Raw genomic sequence first — 17,978 nt, forward strand, 5'->3', positions numbered from 1 at the left:
AAAAAAAACGGCCTTCATTGAAGGCCGTTTTCTGTGAGCGTTGAAACCGCTGCCTCATGGCATTTCCGGCAGTTCCTGCGGGCGCAGATCAAACACCAGGACTTCGGCATCCTGGCCATTGCTCAGGGTCAGCGCCTGTTCTTCACGAACCCGCACGCCGTCGCCTTCCTTCAACTGCACGCCGTTCAGTTCAACGCTGCCGCGAGCAACGTGCACATAGGCGTAGCGGTTGGCGGGCAGTGCGAGTGTCGCACTCTCCTGGCCATCGAACAGTCCGGCATACACCCGCGCATCCTGGCGCACTTTCAGCGAGCCGTGGCTGCCTTCGGGCGAAATGATCTGTTGCAGGCGGCCGCGTTTTTTCTGTTCGCTGAAGTGCTCTTGCTGGTAGCGCGGTTTGGCGCCGCTGACGTCCGGCACGATCCAGATCTGCAGGAAGTGCACAGGCTTGCTCGCCGAGTGGTTGAACTCGCTGTGGGCCACGCCGCTGCCGGCGCTCATCAGTTGCACATCGCCGGGGCGGATCACCGAGCCGGTGCCGAGGGTGTCCTTGTGTTCAAGGGCGCCTTCGAGCACATAGGAGAAAATCTCCATGTCACGGTGCGGGTGCTGGCCGAAGCCCTTGCCGGCGGCGACGCGGTCATCGTTGATCACCAGCAGGTCGGAGAAACCCTGTTCACGCGGGTCACGGTAGCTGGCGAAGGAAAAGGTGTGGAACGACTTCAACCAGCCATGATTGGCCAGACCACGGTCGGAAGCTTTACGAAGGGTCAGCATGATGAAATCTCCTTTCAGGACGTTGATTCGTCCGAGTGAGGAGAAGGTTACTGGTTACCCTGCGATGCAATAAGTAGATGAAAACTGAAATACTGTCCTGTTCTGGTTGACAGTTGTGTGCACTGGATCACGCATTCTTTTCCAACGTTTTCACCGTATCTGGCCATAATGCGCAGACTTATGACTTTGCTTGGATTTTGGTGATGCCCACATGAAGACCGTGGCAATGGTGCTGTTTCCGGATTTTCTGCTGCTCGACATGGCTGGGCCGCTGGAAGTCTTTTCGGTTGCCAACCGCTACCTGAAACCGCAAGACCACTATCACCTGACCACCCTGGGCACCGAGCGCGCGCCGTTGCGTGCGTCCAACGGTGTTCTCGTGCACACCGATCGGCATATCGACGACGCCGATGAGCGCTATGACTTGCTGCTGGTGCCGGGCGGCCCCGGCGCCTACAACGAAAAACACCCGCCGCTGCTCGCCTGGCTGCAAGGCGCGGTCACGCGCGCCGGGCAATATGGCTCGATCTGTACCGGCGCCTTCGTGCTGGGCCATGCCGGACTGCTCGACGGCTATCGTGTGACCACCCACTGGAATTACACCGAACGCTTGATCAAGGGCTTTCCGAAGGCAAACGTTGCGACCGACCAGATTTTTATTGAGGATCGCAACCTGATCACCTCCGGAGGTGTCACGGCCGGTATCGATATGGCATTGGCGGTGGTCGCTCGCGATCATGGCAAAAAGATTGCCCAGGACGTGGCCAAGGTGCTGCTGGTGGTCATGAAGCGTCAGGGCGGGCAAGCGCAGTTCAGCCCGTTGATGGCAGCGGTGGCGCCCCAGGAAACGCCGATTACCCGGGTGCAGAATCATGTGCTGGAACACCTGGAGGAAGCTTTCACCGTCGAGCGCATGGCAGGGCTTGCGAACATGAGTGCACGGCATTTTGCCCGGGTGTTCGCTCGCGAGGTCAACATGACGCCCATGGAATTCCTGCAAAGCGCGCGCATCGATTGCGCGCGAAATCTGCTGGAAACCAGCGATCTGCCGCTGAAAACCGTGGCCTACAAAAGCGGTTTCGGCAGCGTGCGGCACATGCGGTTTCTGTTCGGCGAAAAGCTCGGGCTGACCCCCACGCAGTATCGCGAACAGTTCAGCTAGAGCGGTTCTGTCCGTTCCGGGCATCCGGATGTCCGTGCTGGACCCCGCGTGGTGGTTGTACCGTCATCGAGGCCTGCGAAGATAACGGACATGAACAGCCTCGACGAATTGAACTCGGCGTCGGTCCTGCGTTTCGGGCCGTACGCGTTCCATTTGCGCCAGCGGCTGATCCTCGAAGGGGATCGGCAATTGCGCATGGGCGGGCGTGCGCTGGACATTCTGCAAGTGCTGGTCGAGCGCGCCGGCCAAGTGGTCAGCAAAGAGCAATTGATCGCGCTGGTGTGGCCGACCTCGGTGGTCGAGGAGATCAACCTGCGGGTGCACATCGCCGCGCTGCGCCGGGCCCTTGGCGACGGCGAAAAAGGCCAGCGCTACATCGTCAATGTGCCGCAACGCGGGTACAGCTTCGTGGCACCGGTGCAGGGCGACAGCGCCGCCCACGTGGTGTTCGAAAACCTGCAAGCGCCCCAACACAATTTGCCCGCACGACTGTCGCCGGTCACCGGGCGCGATTCACTGGTCGGCGGTCTGGTGCGGCAACTGCCGCTGTCCCGGCTCATGACGGTGACGGGGCCTGCCGGTGTCGGCAAAAGCACCGTGGCACTGCGCGCAGCGGAGCTGTTGCTGCAACATTTTCGCGACGGCGTGTGGCAGGTGGATCTGTCGCTGGTCGGCGATGACATCCCGCTCCTCGATCACCTGCTCAAAACCCTCGGCACTGATTTCCCCACATTGGCGGCGCGCCACGCCTTGCTGGTGCTGGACAATTGCGAACACCTGCATGCAGCCTGCCGGAACCTGTTGCAAACATTGCTCGACGCTGCGCCCCGTCTGTCGATTCTTGCCACCAGCCGAGAACCGTTGAACCTGGGTCTGGAAGTCCTCCAGCCACTATCGCCCCTGACCCTTCCCAAAGCCTTGGCGCTCAACAGTGTCGATGAAGTCATGGGTTATTCGGCGGTGCAGCTGTTTGTCAGTCGCGCTCGCGCGCGTCAACACGGCTTCAGTCTGCGTGGACAGGATCTGGAAACGCTGCGCGATATCTGTCGGCGGCTCGATGGTCTGCCGCTGGCGATCGAACTGGCAGCGGCACAGATCGATGCCTTGGCGCTGGTCGGCCTTCAGACGCAACTGGATCAAGGCCTGCAAGTCCTGAGTCACGGTCGCCGTACCGCCGTGCCACGCCATCAGTCAATGAAGGCCGCGCTGGACTGGAGCTATCAGCGCTTGAGCGAGCAGGAACAACGCGTGCTGCAACGCTTGTCGGTGTTCAAGATGGCATTCACTCTCGACGCCGCCATCGGCGTGATCAGTTGCGCGCAACTGCCACCCTCGACGCTGGTGGCCGTGGTTGAGCAGTTGGCGGTCAAATCGTTACTGACATCGGACCGATCCAGCGGAACGCTGCGCTATCGAATGCTCAACACCACGCGCCGCTATGCCCGCGAACAGCTGGAGCAGGGCGGCGAACTGAGTGATGTCGAGCGTCGGCACGCGCGCTACCTAGGCCGCACCCGGCCGGCCTCAAGCGGCCGACTGAGCGCGCAGTTCGTCGAGCAGTAGACGTACCTTGCGCAAGTCCGGGGTGGCATAACCTTCGGTAAAGCGCTGATAGATCGGTGTCAGCAATTGGAGCGCCTCGCGATAGCGCGACTGGTGCTGCCACAACCGAGCCAGCGAAGTCGCGCTGCGCAGTTCCCAGGCCAAGGCGCCTTGTGTCCGCGCAATCTCAAGCGATTGCTGCAAGGCGCTTTCGACCGTGTGATGGCAGGGCGATTCAGCCGCCAGCAATCGCTCGGCGCGAGCCCGCAAGATCTCCGCAGTACTCCAGCCCGCCGCGCCACTTTGTGCTCGTTCGAGCAACGCATCATCAACGAAACCCGGGTCCAGCGTGACCATGATTTCCCTGACCAGACCGCTGTCGGCCGGCGGGATGGCGGCGGCTTTGTCAGCATCGATCACCTGCGCGTAGTGCCGCGCCCAGGTGTAGAACAGCAGCACCGAATGCTTCTGCGCCTGTTCGAGCAGCAGTTGCAGCAGCGCGCGTGCGTTTTGTACGTCGCCGTTGTAATGGGCGATCAGGCACGAGGCGAGTGCCAGGGTGTAGCAGATCGAGGTGCCGTGGTTGATCTGCACCGCGATGTCCAGTGCCTGCCGCGCCGTGCGCCAGGCCTGCTCGGGAAAACCTTGCAACCACAACACCCGGGCGAGGACGGTCAGCGAGGCGACGCTCTGGTCGTATTGCACGCCGAAACCGTGAGTGAAACGGTTGAGGTGGCCACTGTGGGCCATGCGTTGAATGACCTGTTCGGCGTGGATTCGCGCCTGATGCTGATCGCCGGCGTAATGCAGCGCGAGCACCCGCAAGCGGTGGGTACTCAGGGACAGCTGCGCATCGCCGTGCACCCCGAGGCTTTCGAATTGCTCGCTCTGCTCCAGCGCCATCTGGTAATGCCCGCAACTGAGATTGACCGCCATGTGCCCCGACACCGCGCGCAACTGGCCGGCCATGTCGTCGTGCCGTTGCGCCAGCAGACGGGCGCTGACGAAGGCTTCGATGGTTTCCGGCGTGCCGCCCCAGGTGTGGTAACAAGCGCTGCCGAGGGCCAGTTTCAAGGCGATTTCGAGTCGCGGGCAGGGCTCGTCGGATGACGCCAGCAACGCCAGTGCCCGGCGCACATGAACGCCGTACTCCTTGAGCAGGGACAGTTCCTGCCACAACGGTGCCGAGGTCGCCGTCAGGCTTACGCCGAGCGCGCGCGAGCCTTGGTCATTCAGCGTCCACTCAAGCGCCGCGCGCAGGTCTTCAAGGCCTCGGGCGTAACGCTCGATCCAGACGTCGGTCGCCGTGTTCTCCCAATCGGCCTGAGCCTGATGCATCAGCGCCAGGCTGCGTTCGGCATGGCGCTCGCGGGTTTCGCCGAGTTCGGCGGCCTGGTCGAGTTTTTCCAGCGCATAGCGGCGAGTCGTGTCGAGCAGGCGATAGAACACCTCTTCATCGCCGACTTCGACGTTGAGCAGCGACTTGGCGACCAGTTGCGTGATCGAGGCAAACACTTCGTTCGATTCGATGTGCTGACCGACGATAACCGCCGCCGCAGACTCCAGCGTGAATGCGCCACGGAACACGCCGAGTCGGCGCAGACCGGTCTGTTCGCAGGCATTGAGCAGATTGAAGCTCCAGTCCAGCGTAGCGCGCAGGGTTTCATGGCGGCCAAGATGAGTCTGATTGCCCGCCGGCAAACGCCCCTGGAGCTGACTCAGCAAACCCTCCAGCCCAAGACCCGCGACCTGCGCAGCGGCCAGTTCCAGTGCCAGCGGGATGCCGTCCAGCCGCCGACAGATGTCGATGATCAAGGGCAGGTCGGCGTTGCCCGGCTCAAAGTGTTCATGAGCCGCCATCGCCCGTTCGACGAACAGTTGCAGCGCAGAAAACCCCATCGCCTGATCGCGATCCAGCACCGCAATCGGTGGCGGACAATCGAGAGATTCCAGACGCTGCACATATTCGCCCTCGGCGCGCAGGCTTTCGCGGCTGGTGGCCAGAATGTGCACTTGCGGCGCACCGCGCAGAATGCTTTCACTGAGCAGCGCGACGGTGTCGATCAAGTGCTCGCAGTTATCGATCACCAGCAGCATCTGCCGCTCGCGCAGGCTGTTGATCAGGCAGGCCATCGGCTCGCTGTCATGCAGCGAAAGATCCAGCAGGGCGGCGAGGTGCGAGCAGATCGAGCGGGGATCGTTGAGCGGTGCCAGATCCAGCAGGCGAATGCCGTCGCGATAGCGGCCGATCAACTGTTCGGCGACACGCAGAGCCACGGTGGTCTTGCCGATGCCGCCGGGCCCGACCAGAGTGATGCAGCGCTGGCGCGGCAGTTGCGTCATCAGGCTGTCGACCACCGACTGGCGCCCGATCATCCGCGTGCGCCGCAATGGCAGGTTATGTCGACCGAGGTGGGCGGCGGGGCGTTGTTCGATGGATTGCAGCACGACCGGCGCGACGAAACTGTAACCACGCTGCGCCACGGTGACGATGTAGCGCTGCCCGGCCTGACCGTCACCGAGCGCCTTGCGCAGTGCAGCCATGTGCACCCGCAGGTTGATGTCTTCCACCACGCTGTCCGGCCAGACCCCGGCGATCAACTGCTGCTTGCTCACCACCTCGCCGGCATGGGCCAGCAGGATCAGCAGAATGTCCATGGCGCGGCGGCCCAGGCGCAAAGGCTGGTCGCCTTCAAGCACCAGCCGCTGGCCGGGGTGGATCCGATAGGGGCCGAAACCGATGGCCTGATTCGGGGAAAGACTCAACCGCTCACTCCTTCGACGTTTTTTATGATCCTGGTCCGCCTCGGTGAAGAGTCCGTGACGGGCAGGGCGGATGGCGACTTGAGGGGCACGCAAGCCGTCTGATCCGCAGTATCCGGGCATATTCCTCAGGATTTGGCGCCAGCGCAACTTGCGCGCAAGGCTTGGGCCTTCGCATCGCTCGGCATTCAGTACCGTCACCACTGTATTCAAGGGCCGGAACCCGTGGCGGTTTGCCCGACAGCCGGGAAAAATTAACAACGATTAACTCGTCCGTGCGGGCTTCAGAGCCAAAACTCCGGGGCAAAGGAATGCATACGTCCGGAGGACGCTGCGATGAGCAAGGTAGTGGTGGTCTATCACAGTGGCTACGGGCACACCCGCGTCATTGCGCAGGCTGTGGCCCAAGGTGTGGAACGCCACTTGGGCAGCACCTGCCTGTTGCTGGCGGTCGAAGACGTGGAAGCCCACTGGGATGACCTGCACCGCGCCGACGCCATCATTTTCGGCGCGCCGACCTACATGGGCAGCGCGTCGGCGGCGTTCAAGCAATTCATGGAGGCCACGGCCTCGTTCTACCTCGCCCGGCCGTGGCGCGACAAACTCGCGGCGGGCTTCACCAATTCCGGCAGCCTGTGCGGCGACAAGCTCAATACCCTGCTGCAAATGGCAGTGTTTGCGGCCCAGCATTCGATGATCTGGGTCGGGCTCGATCTGTTGCCGGCGCGTGCGTGCCAAGGTGGTTTCGACGGTCAATTGAATCGCCTCGGCAGCTCCCTCGGCGCCATGTCCCAATCCTGTGTCGAACAACCGCCCGAGCAGGCCCCCCCGCTGGAAGATCAACAAACCGCCGCGCACCTGGGCGAGCGGGTGGCGCGACTGGCGCAGCGGATGGCTCGCGGATGAAACCGCTTCAGCGGTTTTTCATGACCTGACAACGCCACGCAAACGGATTGATCCCTTCGCTGCGGGTAAAGATGTGGCAAAAGTGCGCCTGATCGCAGAAGCCGCATTCCAGGCTGATCTGCGTGAGGCTGTGGTTGGTCTGCTGGATCAACAGCTTGGCACGGGCAATGCGCTGGGTACGGATCCAGTCTTGCGGCGAGTACCCGGTGCTGCACTTGAACGCCCGGGAAAAATGACTGCGTGACAGTGAGCAGGCGCTGGCCAGCTCGGTGACTTCAAGGCTGTCGCCGAGGCGTTCGAGGATCAGTTGTTTCACCAGCCGCTCGCGCTGCGGGCTGAGGCCGCCGGTGCTGGTCTTGCGGGGTTCGCTGGCAGGGGCGCGGGCGACGGTTTGCTGTAAGTGAGCCATGGCCTAGGTCCGTGTCGGGGGGGAACGCACGGTCAGCGCTTTCCCTCAGGTCAAAAAAACAACGCTGCGCAGAGGGATTCATTGTTTGGTGAAGGGCGAGTGCTGACGAGTTAAACGTTGTTAATTCCACCGTCGGCTGCAACTCAGCACACCGTTGCAAGTCGCCATGAGGGGAACCGGGCAGGATGGCGAAGATTGGGGGCGGGCCATAAGGGGCCGCAGAATCGGGCTCGGGCGAGAGGATGCATATGAAAGGTTTGTTCAACGGCGTAATCGGCATGGCGTTGGTCGGTGTGATGTCCAGCGCCATGGCGCAGGCACCGCAGGTCGGCACGCAGGCGCCGGGTTATTTCCGGCTGGCGCTGGGCGATTACGAGGTGACGGCGCTGTTCGACGGCTACAACGATTTGTCGCCGAAGCTGTTGCAGGGCATGAGTCAGAGCCAGATTCGCGCGCTGCTGGCCCGTCGCTCGATTGAAACGCCGGGCGTGCAGACTGCGTTCAATGCGTTCCTGGTCAATACCGGCAAACAACTGATTCTGGTGGATACCGGCGCGGGCCAGTGCATCGGCGCCACTGCCGGCCAGCTCTCGGCGAACATGCAAGCAGCGGGTTACAAGCCTGAGCAGGTCGACGCGATTCTGCTGACGCACCTGCACCTGGATCACGTCTGTGGGCTGGTCGACGGCCAGCAACAACCGATTTTCGCCAATGCCACGGTCTACGCCGCCAAGGCCGAAGCCGATTACTGGCTCGATCCGCAGGCCGAGGCCAAGGCGCCGGCCGGTGCCCGGGAGTTCTTCAAGATCGCCCAGGACTCCACTGCGCCTTACGTGGCGGCCGGGCGCTTCAAGACGTTCGCAGAGGGCCAGTCGCCTTTGCCGGGTGTGGTCGAAGCGACACTGGAAGCCGGGCACACGCCGGGCAGTACCACCTACCGCTTCACTTCGCAGAACCAGAGCATCGTGTTCATGGGCGACCTGGTGCACAACCTGGCGGTGCAGTTCGATCATCCTGACGTGTCGATCCGCTTCGACGTCAACGGTCAGCAGGCGATCAAGAGTCGTAACGCCGTGTTCAGTGCAGCGGCGGCCAGCAAGACCTGGGTCACGGCTGCGCACTTGCCGTTCCCGGGCATCGGTCACATCACGGCAGTCGACAAGCACTTCCAGTGGGTACCGGTCGAATACGGCCCCTACAAACGCGCGGCCAAAGTGCCGCTGATCGAGTAAAGTGCGCAGCTCCCACGTCAGGCTCAAACAAGGAAAACGTGCCCCATGAACCGAAACGATCTGCGTCGCGTCGACATGAACCTGCTGGTGATTTTCGAAGCGCTGATGTTCGAAAAGAACCTGACCCGCGTCGCCGAAAAACTGTTCATGGGGCAGCCTGCGGTGAGCGCGGCGCTGGGCCGCTTGCGCGATCTGTTCGATGATCCGCTGTTGCTGCGCAATGGCCGGGGCATGGAGCCGACGGCGCGGGCGCTGGCGATTCTCCAGGAACTGCAACCGGCGATGGACGTGATTTCCGGTGCGGTCAGCCGGGCCAAGGAATTCGATCCGGCGACCAGTTGTGACGTGTTTCGCATCGGCTTGTCGGACGATGCCGAATTCGGTCTGTTCCCGCCGCTGCTGCGCCAGTTGCAGGAAGAAGCGCCGGGGATTGTCGTGGTGGTTCGTCGCGCCAATTACCTGCTGATGCCGGGATTGCTGGCATCGGGAGAAATTTCTGTCGGCGTGAGTTACACCACCGATCTGCCGGCCAACGCCAAGCGCAAGAAACTGCGCGACATTCCCTGCAAGGTCCTGCGCGGCGACAACCGCCCGGGCCCGCTGACCCTCGACGAATACTGCGAGCGGCCTCATGCGATGGTGTCGTTCTCCGGAGACCTGAGCGGCAATATCGATATGGACCTGGCCAAGGTCGGCCGCAGCCGCCGGGTGGTGCTCGGTGTGCCGCAGTTCAGCGGCTTGCGCGCGCTGTTGGCGGGCACCGAGATGATCGCCACCGTGCCGGATTACGCGGCGTGTGCATTGGTCGAAGGCTGTGCGTTGCGGGCTGAAGATCCGCCGTTTCCGATTGATGCGGCGCAACTGTCGATGGCGTGGAGCGGGGTGCATGATAACGATCCGGCGGAGAAATGGCTGCGTTCGCGGATCAGTCAGTTCATGTCGGTGACGCTGGATATTCCGGCGGTTTAGTGCGGTGTTGAAAGGTGTTTAGCGTTACTTCCGGTAAGCCACAACGCCTTGCGCCTTTGCCTACGTGTACGCCAGAATCCGCCGGCTTGTGCGCCTTGGGGGCGGGTTCTATTGTTTGGCGGTCGCTGGAAAGCAGCGATCGGGTTTAGCAGCCCGTATCTACTCTAGACGCACAATGCCGTTCGTTCGTGATCAGGCTCACGCCTGTCCGTTCACGTTATGGCGGCTTTGCGTGGGGCACTTCGGTGCGCCGGGTTCTAGAGTCCTGGTCTGCTAACCCGCGTACGGCCGCCACCTCTTTCGTTTAGCAGCGAAGCGTGGCGCCTCCACTACTCTAGAGGCTTTATCCATGATCAAACCAACGCCAAACCCGCCTGAAACCGACCCCACCTCGCCCTACGAAACCCTCGATTCCAAGAAATTCCACGAAGCCGCCGAGCGAGCCCTCGATCACTATCTGAATCCGCTGCTCCCCCGCAAACCGCTGCTCAAACCCAACACCCGCTACCTCATCGCCCCCGGCATCGACAGCGAAGAACTGCTGGCCGACGCCTGCGAAACCCTGACCTCGGCCAAGGTCATGGCCAATGACTTCGCCGGGCTGGTGGACGGCCCGCAGCGGCATGTGCTGTTGGGGATTGCGCAATTGATCATGCTGGGGGAGCTGGCGGTGAATCGAGTGCTGGATAATCTGGAACTGAAGGCTGAGGCGCCCGCTGTAGCTTGATCGACTGCTCACCTGATCGTTCCCACGCTCTGCGTGGGAATGCAGCCCGGGACGCTCCGCGTCCCAAAGAGCGGACGCAGAGCGTGCATTGAGGCATTCCCACGCGGAGCGTGGGAACGATCGACGGTGCTCTCAAAAAAGAGAGCACACCCATCCAATTTCCCCCCGGTCAATCGTTGCACCATTGCCTGCAATGATTGATCAAGGGTGGGGCCATGAACGCTGTACAACGCAATGACCAGGCGCAAGATCTCGGCCTGCTGTTCCTGCGGGTCGCCGGCGGACTGTTTCTGCTGTTCGTCCACGGCTTGCCCAAGCTGCTGGACTTCAGCGCGCAACTGCAACTGATCGAAGACCCGTTCCACCTCGGTGCCCACCTCACTTTGATTCTGGCGATCTTCGCCGAAGTCCTCTGTCCGCTGCTGATCGTCGCCGGGGTGCTGGCGCGTCTGGCGTGCTTGCCTATTCTCTTTGTGCTGCTGGTGGCGCTGCTGCTTGTGCATCCGCAATGGAGTGTGGCCGAAGGGCAGTTCGGCTGGTTGCTGTTGATCCTCTTCACCACTGTTCTGATCGCCGGGCCCGGACGGCTGGCGCTCAATGTTCGTTTGCCCGGAGTACTCCGTTATGCCTGATGCCCAGACCCTGAAAAAACCGGGACCCGAAGAAACCGTGACGCTGATCGTCAAGCACCGGGTCAAGGCCGGTTTTGAGCAGCCTTACGAAGCCTGGCTGCGCAACATCGTCAGCGTGGCGGGGCGCGAAGAAGGGCACTTGGGCGTGGACGTGATGCGCAGCCAGCAGGGCGGGCTCGCACTGTTCACCTGCGTGCTGCGTTATTGCTCGACCGAGGCGATGCAGCGCTGGCTCGACTCACCGCAGCGTCAGAAACTGATCGACGAAGCCGCGCCGATGCTCGCCGACGGCGACCAGACCGAAGTCAATGCGGCCAACGAATTCTGGTTCACGCCGCTGGCCGAGGCCGGCTCACCGCCACCGCGCTGGAAGCAGGCTGTAGTGACGCTGCTGGTGATCCTGCCGCACACCTTGCTGGTGCCGCTGATCTGGGGGCCGCTGCTGCAACTCAACGCCTTTCTCTCCAACTACGTGGTCGCCACGTTCCTGATCACCCTGACCATCGTGGTGTCGGTGGTCTACGTGTTCATGCCGCCGGTGACCCGTCTGTTCGCGCCGTGGCTGGAAGCCGGTCAGTCACACAAACACCTCGAATCCAATGCCAACCCGCCGCGCTGAAGCGCTGGGTCCGGGCTCCGTTTCACTTATCTCGAAGGAACTGCGATGAACGCCGATCTGATTCTGTTCAATGGCCAATTTCATACGGTAGACCGCGAAAAACCCCTCGCCAGTGCCGTGGCGATCAAGGACGGTCGTTTCGTCGCCGTCGGTAACGATGCCGAGGCGATGGCCCTCAAGGGCGCCGGCACTCAAGTGGTCGACCTCAAGGGCCGCTGCGTGATTCCCGGCCTCAATGACTCGCACTTGCACTTGATCCGTGGCGGTCTGAACTACAACCTCGAACTGCGTTGGGAAGGCGTGCCGTCGCTGGCCGATGCGCTGCGCATGCTCAAGGATCAGGCCGACCGCACACCGACCCCGCAATGGGTGCGCGTGGTCGGTGGCTGGAACGAATTCCAGTTCGCCGAAAAACGCATGCCGACCCTCGAAGAGATCAACCAGGCGGCACCGGACACCCCGGTGTTCATCCTGCACCTGTATGACCGCGCGCTGCTCAACCGCGCTGCGTTGCGCGTGGCCGGCTACACCCGCGACACGCCGAACCCGCCGGGCGGCGAGATCGTGCGCGATGCCAACGGCAACCCGACCGGCATGCTGGTGGCGCGGCCGAACGCGATGATTCTGTACTCGACGCTGGCCAAGGGGCCGAAGCTGCCGCTGGAGTATCAGGTCAACTCGACCCGCCAATTCATGCGCGAACTCAATCGCCTCGGCCTGACCAGCGCCATTGATGCCGGCGGCGGTTTCCAGAACTACCCGGACGATTATCAGGTGATCGAACAGCTGGCCAAAGACGACCAGCTGACCGTGCGCATCGCCTACAACCTGTTCACTCAGAAACCGAAAGAAGAGCTAACCGACTTCCAGAACTGGACCGGCAGCGTCAAGTTGCATCAGGGCGATGACTTCCTGCGTCACAACGGCGCCGGCGAGATGCTGGTGTTCTCGGCAGCCGACTTCGAGGACTTCCTCGAACCGCGCCCGGACCTGCCGCAGACCATGGAACAGGAATTGGAGCCGGTGGTGCGCCACCTGGTCGAACAGCGTTGGCCGTTCCGTCTGCACGCCACCTACAACGAATCGATCAGCCGCATGCTGGATGTGTTCGAGAAGGTCAACCGCGACATTCCGTTCAACGGTCTGCCGTGGTTCTTCGACCACGCCGAAACCATCACCCCGCAGAACATCGAGCGGGTGAGGGCACTGGGCGGCGGCATCGCGATTCAGGATCGCATGGCGTTCCAGGGCGAATACTTCGTTGACCGTTACGGCAAACAAGCCGCCGAAGCCACCCCACCGATCAAGCGCATGCTCGCCGAAGGCGTACCGGTCGGCGCGGGCACCGATGCCACCCGGGTGTCGAGCTACAACCCGTGGACTTCGCTGTACTGGATGGTCAGCGGTCGCACCGTTGGCGGTCTGGCGCTGTACGAAGAAGGGTTGCCACGCAGCACCGCGCTGGAACTGTTCACCCATGGCAGCGCCTGGTTCTCGTCCGAGCAGGGCAAGAAAGGCCAGATCAAGGTCGGGCAACTGGCGGACCTGGCAGCGCTGAGCGCGGACTTCTTCAGTGTCGAAGAAGAAGCGATCAAGTGGATCGAGTCGGTCATGACCGTGGTTGGCGGCAAGATCGTGTACGCCGCCGGCGACTTCGAAGACCTCGGCCCACGTTCGCTGCCGGTGCTGCCGGACTGGTCGCCGGTGGTGAAAGTCCCGGGCCACTGGCGCCCGAATTCGCCATTGCAGGCCCAGGTGCACCAGTGCAGCGGCCCGTGCGCAGTGCATACCCACAGCCATGAAAAAGCGCGGATGTCGAATGCGCCGGTCAGCGATTTCGCCGGTTTCTGGGGCGCGTTCGGCTGCTCCTGCTTCGCGTTCTGATCCTTTTGAAAAAGCGCCGCTCTGTGTGAGCGGCGCTCCCCGCAACAACCATCCATCGAGGAGTTTCACATGAGCAACGTTCCTTACAGCCGCCTGAACAAAGACGATGCCGTTGTACTGTTGGTCGACCACCAGACCGGTCTGATCTCGCTGGTACAGGATTTCTCGCCGAACGAGTTTAAGAACAACGTGCTGGCCCTGGGTGACATCGCCAAGTTCTTCAACCTGCCGACCATCCTCACCACCAGTTTCGACAGCGGCCCGAACGGCCCGATCGTGCCTGAGCTGAAAGAGCAATTCCCGGACGCACCGTTCATTGCCCGCCCTGGCCAGATCAACGCCTGGGACAACGAAGACTTCGTCAAGGCCATCAAGGCTACTGGCCGCAAGCAACTGATCATCGCCGGTGTGGTGACTGACGTCTGCGTGGCGTTCCCGACCCTGTCGGCCATTGCCGAAGGTTTTGAAGTGTTCGTGGTCACCGACGCTTCCGGCACCTTCAACACCACCGTGCAACAAGCGGCGTGGGCGCGCATGTCGGCTGCCGGTGCACACCTGCTGAACTGGTTCGCTGTGGCCTGCGAGCTGCAAGTCGACTGGCGCAATGACATGGAAGGCCTGGCGAATCTGCTGTCGCAGCGTCTGCCTAACTACCGCAACCTGATCAACAGCTATACCAAGTTCACTGCTCAGTAATTGGCTGAACAAAATGCCCGCTGAAGAGCGGGCATTTTTTTTGCGGTGTTGGTGAGTGTGTATTTTTACTTCGAAAACCAGCCCTCACCCCAGCCCTCTCCTGGAGGGAGAGGGGGCCAACCGAGGTGTTCTTTCGAGGTGCATCGACCTGAAAAATCGAGTCGAACTCAGGACCTGAACTTCATGGAGATCGGCTCCCTTTCCCCCTCGCCCCCCTGGGGGAGAGGGCTGGGCGGGCGGCGTTCCGATGAGGGGGTAGATCTTGAAGGTGGCAACGATTCTGAACCCGCAAACATCACCGCTTCTGCAACCACCCCAGAAAACCACCCTTGCGAACCGGCACAGGCTTGGCCATCAACGCCAACCGACTGTTCTGCTGCCTTACCGCCTGCAACTTGTTCAACGCCTGACCCACTTCACTGCGCTGCTCCATGCACTGGCGGGTCAGGTTCTTGTCGAGGCGATAAATGATCGAAGACGTCAGCGCGGTGAACGTCGCCTGCGAAGGCGTGTCGGCCAGAATGCTCTGCTCGCCCATGACCTCGCTCGGCCCCATGCGTCCGGCCTCGGTGAAGCCATTGCCGTCCGGTACGCTGGCGCTGACCACGCCGGTGGCGATGACGAACAGGCTGTCCGGGACTTCCTCCAGATTGAGCACTACCTGCCCGGCGCTGTACTGCTGCGCGACCATCGATTCGGCGAGGCGATCGCGTTCCTCGTGGCTCAGCGAGCGGAAGATCTTCACTTCATCGAGCAGGGCGCGGGCGCGGGTCGACGGTTCGATCACGCCGTCCGGATGCCGCGAGATGCCGGCGGCTTCGAGATGGCGGTGGGCGAGGTCGAACAGTTGATTGCGCACGTCGCTTTTCTTGCCCAGTTCGGCGATGAAACCGCTGGCCACGTATTCCGACATTTCTTCGCCGGCCTCTTTCAGTACGGCTTTCGGCGCAGGCGACAGCAACAGGCTGCTGCTGCCTTGCAGCGTGCGGTCGAGGGCGTCGAGCACCCGGCGCGGGCGGATGTGGTTCGGCACCTTGATGCTGATCGACACGCCGTGCAGGTTGTTCGGCCGGCTGAGATTGACGATCTTGGCCTTGGCCGCCACCGAGTTCGGCACCACGGCCAGAGTGCCGCTGCTGGACAGCAGGTGCGTGGCGCGCCAGTTGATGTCGAGCACCTTGCCCTCGACGCCGTCGATGACCACCAGATCATCCACCTGATATGGCTTGGTGGTGTTGAGCACGATGCCGGAAAACACGTCGGCCAAGGTGCTTTGCAGCGCGAGACCGATGACGATCGCCACCACGCCGGAGGTCGCGAGCAAGCCTTTGACCGGCAGATCCAGCACATAGCCGGCCGCTGCGACGATGGCCGCCAGAAACACCAGCGCACCGATCACGTCCTGCAACAGCCGGCCGCTGTGGCCGATGCGACGCATCAGGATCAGACCGATGACTTCGGTCAGCACCCGCGCGGCGTACAGCCACCAGAGAATCCCCAGCGCTGTCGCCCCGAGTTGCGCCACCGGGTCATAGGCAAACAGCGGCGCCTGCAACGGGCTGACACCGGCGTTGATGGCCAGTGCGTTGAAGCCCAGAAACAGCACCAGTCGCACAGCGACCCGTTGCGCACGATGCTTGAACGGCACGAGATGCCAGAGCAGGGTGTCGAGCACCAGCAGCAGGGCGCTCCAGGACAGCAGATGGGCAGAAAAAAGGCTCATGAGGTGAACTCCGGCGGGCACAAAAGAAAACGCCACACCCGAAGGTGTGGCGAGGGGTTGCACTCAGTTCAGATGGGTCTTGAGTTCCGCCGCTGCCTGGCGCACGGCGGCTTTGACTTCAGGAATCCCGTTCAGCGGGTTGAGCAGACCGAAGTCATGAATCATCCCGTTGTAACGCACCGAGGTCACCGCTACACCGGCTGCGTCGAGGTGGCGGGCGTAGCCTTCGCCTTCGTCACGCAGCACGTCGAACTCGGCGGTCTGCACCAGCGCGGCGGGCAGGCCCTTGAGCTGTTCGGTGCTGGCGTTGAGCGGCGAGGCATGGATCTGCGCACGCTCGGCCGGGTTGGTGGTGTAGTTGTCCCAGAACCATTGCATCATGCCCTTGGTCAGGAAATGGCCCTCGGCGAACTGCTGGTACGAGCCGTTATCGAACCCGGCGTTGGTCACCGGCCACATCAGCAACTGGAAGCGCAGGGCCGGGGTTTTCTGCTCCTTGGCCATCAACGCCACGACCGCTGCCATGTTGCCACCGACGCTGTTACCGGCCACCGCCAGACGCTTGCCGTCGACACCGATGTCCTTGCCGTGCTCGGCCACCCATTTCGTCGCGGCGTAAGCCTGATTGATCGCGGTCGGGTACTGCGCTTCCGGCGACGGCGTGTAATCGACGTACACCGCGACCGCGCCAGAACCCACGACCAGATCACGAATCAAGCGTTGGTGGGTCGGGAAGTCGCCCAGCACCCAGCCGCCACCGTGGAAGAACATAAACACCGGCAGCTCGCCCTTGACCTTGGCCGGACGCACCACTTTCAGGTTGATTGTCTGGCCGTCGACCTTGATCGCCTTGTCGCTGACTTCAACACCGGACAGGTCAACCTTCACCGAAGCCTGGGCGCCGGTCAGCACCGCACGGGCGTCTTTCGGGCTCAGTTGCTCGAGCGGTTTGCCACCGCCGGCGGCGAGGGCGTCGAGGAAGGCCTGGGTGGTGTGTTCGACGCCAGTGCTTTCGGCGGCGAAGGCGTTGCCGATGGACAGGGCGAGGAGGGAAGCGGCGAGGGTTTTCTTGATGTTCATGTGCAATTCCTTTTTAAGTCGTTTGAGTTTTTGTATGCCTTGGGATCGGGCTGCTGTGGCGCTGGGCTTCAGGCCTCAGCAACACCGTGAGCACAGATTAATGAGGTGCCGGAAAGTGAAAAAGCGGCTATAAAGCGTTTAACTGTCAACCAGAGAGTGACAATGAACCCGTTCGAAGACATGCGTATTTTTTGCCAGGTGATGGACTCCGGCAGCTTCACGGCGGCGGCCGATCAGTTGGGCCTGTCCAAGCAGTTCGTCAGCCGTCGCCTGATGCAACTGGAAGAGCGCCTCGGCGTACGATTGCTCAACCGCTCGACCCGGCGTCTGGACGTGACGCCGCTGGGCCAGAGCTATTACGAATCGGCGCTGCGTTTGCTTGGCGAAGTGGAATCGGTGGAGCAGGGCATCGCCGGGCAGACCGCCGAGCCGCGCGGGGCGATTCGCGTGAGTGCGCCGCTGTCGTTTGCGCTGGCGCATCTGGGCTGCTTGCTGCCGCCGTTTCTGCAGCGTTACCGCGAGGTCACGGTTGAGGTGGACCTGAGTGATCGGCCGGTGGATCTACTGGGCGAGGGGTACGACCTGGCGCTGCGCATCGGCGTACTGGAAGACTCGACCCTGATCGCCCGACGCATCGCGTCAATCGAGCGGGTGTACTGCGCCAGTCCTGGGTATCTGGCCGAGCGCGGTACGCCGGTCAAACCGGAAGATCTGCTTGGCCACGACTGCCTGCCTTACGGTCACGGGCGTTCGGTGCAGTGGCGGTTCAAAGCGGGGCAGGGCAAGCCGCTGCTGGTGAATGTCACCGGGCGGATGCGCGTCAACAACGGTGAGTTGCTGCGGGATGCGGCGGTGGC

Annotated in this window: 16 protein-coding genes; 11 read left to right on the forward strand and 5 right to left on the reverse strand. The window is 62.3% G+C overall.

The features are described 5' to 3' along the window. Nucleotides 1-54: 54 nt before the first annotated feature. Entirely contained in the window at nt 55-777 is a 723-nt protein-coding gene (locus CAF76_RS10665) for a pirin family protein (protein WP_085648968.1), read from the reverse strand. Between the two features lie 211 nt (nt 778-988). Here CAF76_RS10665 and CAF76_RS10670 point away from each other — a divergent pair, with 211 nt between their 5' ends. Then, nucleotides 989-1,939, forward strand: a complete 951-nt coding sequence (locus CAF76_RS10670; RefSeq protein WP_085612780.1) for a GlxA family transcriptional regulator — start codon at nt 989-991, stop codon at nt 1,937-1,939. Between the two features lie 90 nt (nt 1,940-2,029). Further along, the gene (locus tag CAF76_RS10675) at nt 2,030-3,502 is read left to right on the forward strand and encodes a winged helix-turn-helix domain-containing protein (RefSeq protein ID WP_085648967.1); all 1,473 of its coding nucleotides are present in this window, start codon (nt 2,030-2,032) and stop codon (nt 3,500-3,502) included. Here the strand turns inward: CAF76_RS10675 and CAF76_RS10680 are convergent. Next, nucleotides 3,464-6,247: a winged helix-turn-helix domain-containing protein gene (locus tag CAF76_RS10680; protein WP_085648966.1), complete on the reverse strand. Its 2,784-nt coding sequence runs from the start codon at nt 6,245-6,247 to the stop codon at nt 3,464-3,466. The genes CAF76_RS10675 and CAF76_RS10680 overlap by 39 nt on opposite strands. 333 nt (nt 6,248-6,580) lie before the next feature. Here CAF76_RS10680 and CAF76_RS10685 point away from each other — a divergent pair, with 333 nt between their 5' ends. Then, nucleotides 6,581-7,150 (forward strand): flavodoxin family protein, encoded by a 570-nt coding sequence (locus CAF76_RS10685; RefSeq protein ID WP_085648965.1) that lies wholly within the window; start codon nt 6,581-6,583, stop codon nt 7,148-7,150. Between the two features lie 7 nt (nt 7,151-7,157). Here the strand turns inward: CAF76_RS10685 and CAF76_RS10690 are convergent, their stop codons facing one another. Beyond that, nucleotides 7,158-7,559: a helix-turn-helix domain-containing protein gene (locus tag CAF76_RS10690; protein WP_064595111.1), complete on the reverse strand. Its 402-nt coding sequence runs from the start codon at nt 7,557-7,559 to the stop codon at nt 7,158-7,160. Between the two features lie 248 nt (nt 7,560-7,807). Between CAF76_RS10690 and CAF76_RS10695 the strand changes: the two genes are divergently transcribed. From CAF76_RS10695 to ycaC, 7 genes are all read left to right on the forward strand, one after another. Beyond that, on the forward strand, nt 7,808-8,791 hold the full coding sequence (locus CAF76_RS10695) for an MBL fold metallo-hydrolase (RefSeq protein WP_085648964.1): 984 nt from the start codon (nt 7,808-7,810) through the stop codon (nt 8,789-8,791). A gap of 45 nt (nt 8,792-8,836) precedes the next feature. After that, nucleotides 8,837-9,760, forward strand: coding sequence for a LysR family transcriptional regulator (locus CAF76_RS10700; protein WP_011333412.1), 924 nt, complete (start codon nt 8,837-8,839; stop codon nt 9,758-9,760). 349 nt (nt 9,761-10,109) lie between these two features. Further along, the gene (locus CAF76_RS10705; RefSeq protein ID WP_064378892.1) at nt 10,110-10,487 is read left to right on the forward strand and encodes a DUF6124 family protein; all 378 of its coding nucleotides are present in this window, start codon (nt 10,110-10,112) and stop codon (nt 10,485-10,487) included. 215 nt (nt 10,488-10,702) lie between these two features. Next, nucleotides 10,703-11,119, forward strand: a complete 417-nt coding sequence (locus CAF76_RS10710; protein WP_085648963.1) for a DoxX family protein — start codon at nt 10,703-10,705, stop codon at nt 11,117-11,119. Beyond that, nucleotides 11,112-11,738, forward strand: a complete 627-nt coding sequence (locus CAF76_RS10715) for an antibiotic biosynthesis monooxygenase (protein WP_039771510.1) — start codon at nt 11,112-11,114, stop codon at nt 11,736-11,738. The genes CAF76_RS10710 and CAF76_RS10715 overlap by 8 nt, the downstream gene beginning before the upstream one ends. A 45-nt stretch (nt 11,739-11,783) precedes the next feature. Then, nucleotides 11,784-13,622: an amidohydrolase gene (locus CAF76_RS10720; protein ID WP_011333416.1), complete on the forward strand. Its 1,839-nt coding sequence runs from the start codon at nt 11,784-11,786 to the stop codon at nt 13,620-13,622. Nucleotides 13,623-13,691: 69 nt separating this feature from the next. Further along, nucleotides 13,692-14,318, forward strand: coding sequence for an isochorismate family cysteine hydrolase YcaC (ycaC, locus tag CAF76_RS10725; protein ID WP_039771508.1), 627 nt, complete (start codon nt 13,692-13,694; stop codon nt 14,316-14,318). 295 nt (nt 14,319-14,613) lie between these two features. On the opposite strand, the gene CAF76_RS10730 is transcribed toward ycaC, so the two are convergent. Next, nucleotides 14,614-16,041, reverse strand: a complete 1,428-nt coding sequence (locus CAF76_RS10730) for a mechanosensitive ion channel family protein (RefSeq protein WP_085648962.1) — start codon at nt 16,039-16,041, stop codon at nt 14,614-14,616. Between the two features lie 63 nt (nt 16,042-16,104). Further along, nucleotides 16,105-17,121, reverse strand: a complete 1,017-nt coding sequence (locus tag CAF76_RS10735; protein ID WP_085648961.1) for an alpha/beta hydrolase — start codon at nt 17,119-17,121, stop codon at nt 16,105-16,107. A gap of 162 nt (nt 17,122-17,283) precedes the next feature. On the opposite strand from CAF76_RS10735, the gene CAF76_RS10740 reads away from it, so the two are divergent. Continuing rightward, nucleotides 17,284-17,978: LysR substrate-binding domain-containing protein (locus tag CAF76_RS10740; protein WP_085695474.1), on the forward strand; the 695-nt coding region annotated here is incomplete at its 3' end.

It is taken from the genome of Pseudomonas sp. B40(2017) (genome assembly GCF_002112855.1).
Taxonomy (GTDB): domain Bacteria; phylum Pseudomonadota; class Gammaproteobacteria; order Pseudomonadales; family Pseudomonadaceae; genus Aquipseudomonas; species Aquipseudomonas pharyngis.

Coding starts and splice junctions, on each gene's coding strand:
- CAF76_RS10675 (WP_085648967.1), top strand. CDS start 2,030: ATGAACAGCCTCGACGAATTGAACTCGGCGTCGGTCCTGCGTTTCGGG.
- CAF76_RS10670 (WP_085612780.1), top strand. CDS start 989: ATGAAGACCGTGGCAATGGTGCTGTTTCCGGATTTTCTGCTGCTCGAC.
- CAF76_RS10710 (WP_085648963.1), top strand. CDS start 10,703: ATGAACGCTGTACAACGCAATGACCAGGCGCAAGATCTCGGCCTGCTG.
- CAF76_RS10695 (WP_085648964.1), top strand. CDS start 7,808: ATGAAAGGTTTGTTCAACGGCGTAATCGGCATGGCGTTGGTCGGTGTG.
- CAF76_RS10690 (WP_064595111.1), bottom strand. CDS start 7,559: ATGGCTCACTTACAGCAAACCGTCGCCCGCGCCCCTGCCAGCGAACCC.
- CAF76_RS10665 (WP_085648968.1), bottom strand. CDS start 777: ATGCTGACCCTTCGTAAAGCTTCCGACCGTGGTCTGGCCAATCATGGC.
- CAF76_RS10705 (WP_064378892.1), top strand. CDS start 10,110: ATGATCAAACCAACGCCAAACCCGCCTGAAACCGACCCCACCTCGCCC.
- CAF76_RS10730 (WP_085648962.1), bottom strand. CDS start 16,041: ATGAGCCTTTTTTCTGCCCATCTGCTGTCCTGGAGCGCCCTGCTGCTG.
- CAF76_RS10720 (WP_011333416.1), top strand. CDS start 11,784: ATGAACGCCGATCTGATTCTGTTCAATGGCCAATTTCATACGGTAGAC.
- ycaC (WP_039771508.1), top strand. CDS start 13,692: ATGAGCAACGTTCCTTACAGCCGCCTGAACAAAGACGATGCCGTTGTA.
- CAF76_RS10700 (WP_011333412.1), top strand. CDS start 8,837: ATGAACCGAAACGATCTGCGTCGCGTCGACATGAACCTGCTGGTGATT.
- CAF76_RS10685 (WP_085648965.1), top strand. CDS start 6,581: ATGAGCAAGGTAGTGGTGGTCTATCACAGTGGCTACGGGCACACCCGC.
- CAF76_RS10735 (WP_085648961.1), bottom strand. CDS start 17,121: ATGAACATCAAGAAAACCCTCGCCGCTTCCCTCCTCGCCCTGTCCATC.
- CAF76_RS10715 (WP_039771510.1), top strand. CDS start 11,112: ATGCCTGATGCCCAGACCCTGAAAAAACCGGGACCCGAAGAAACCGTG.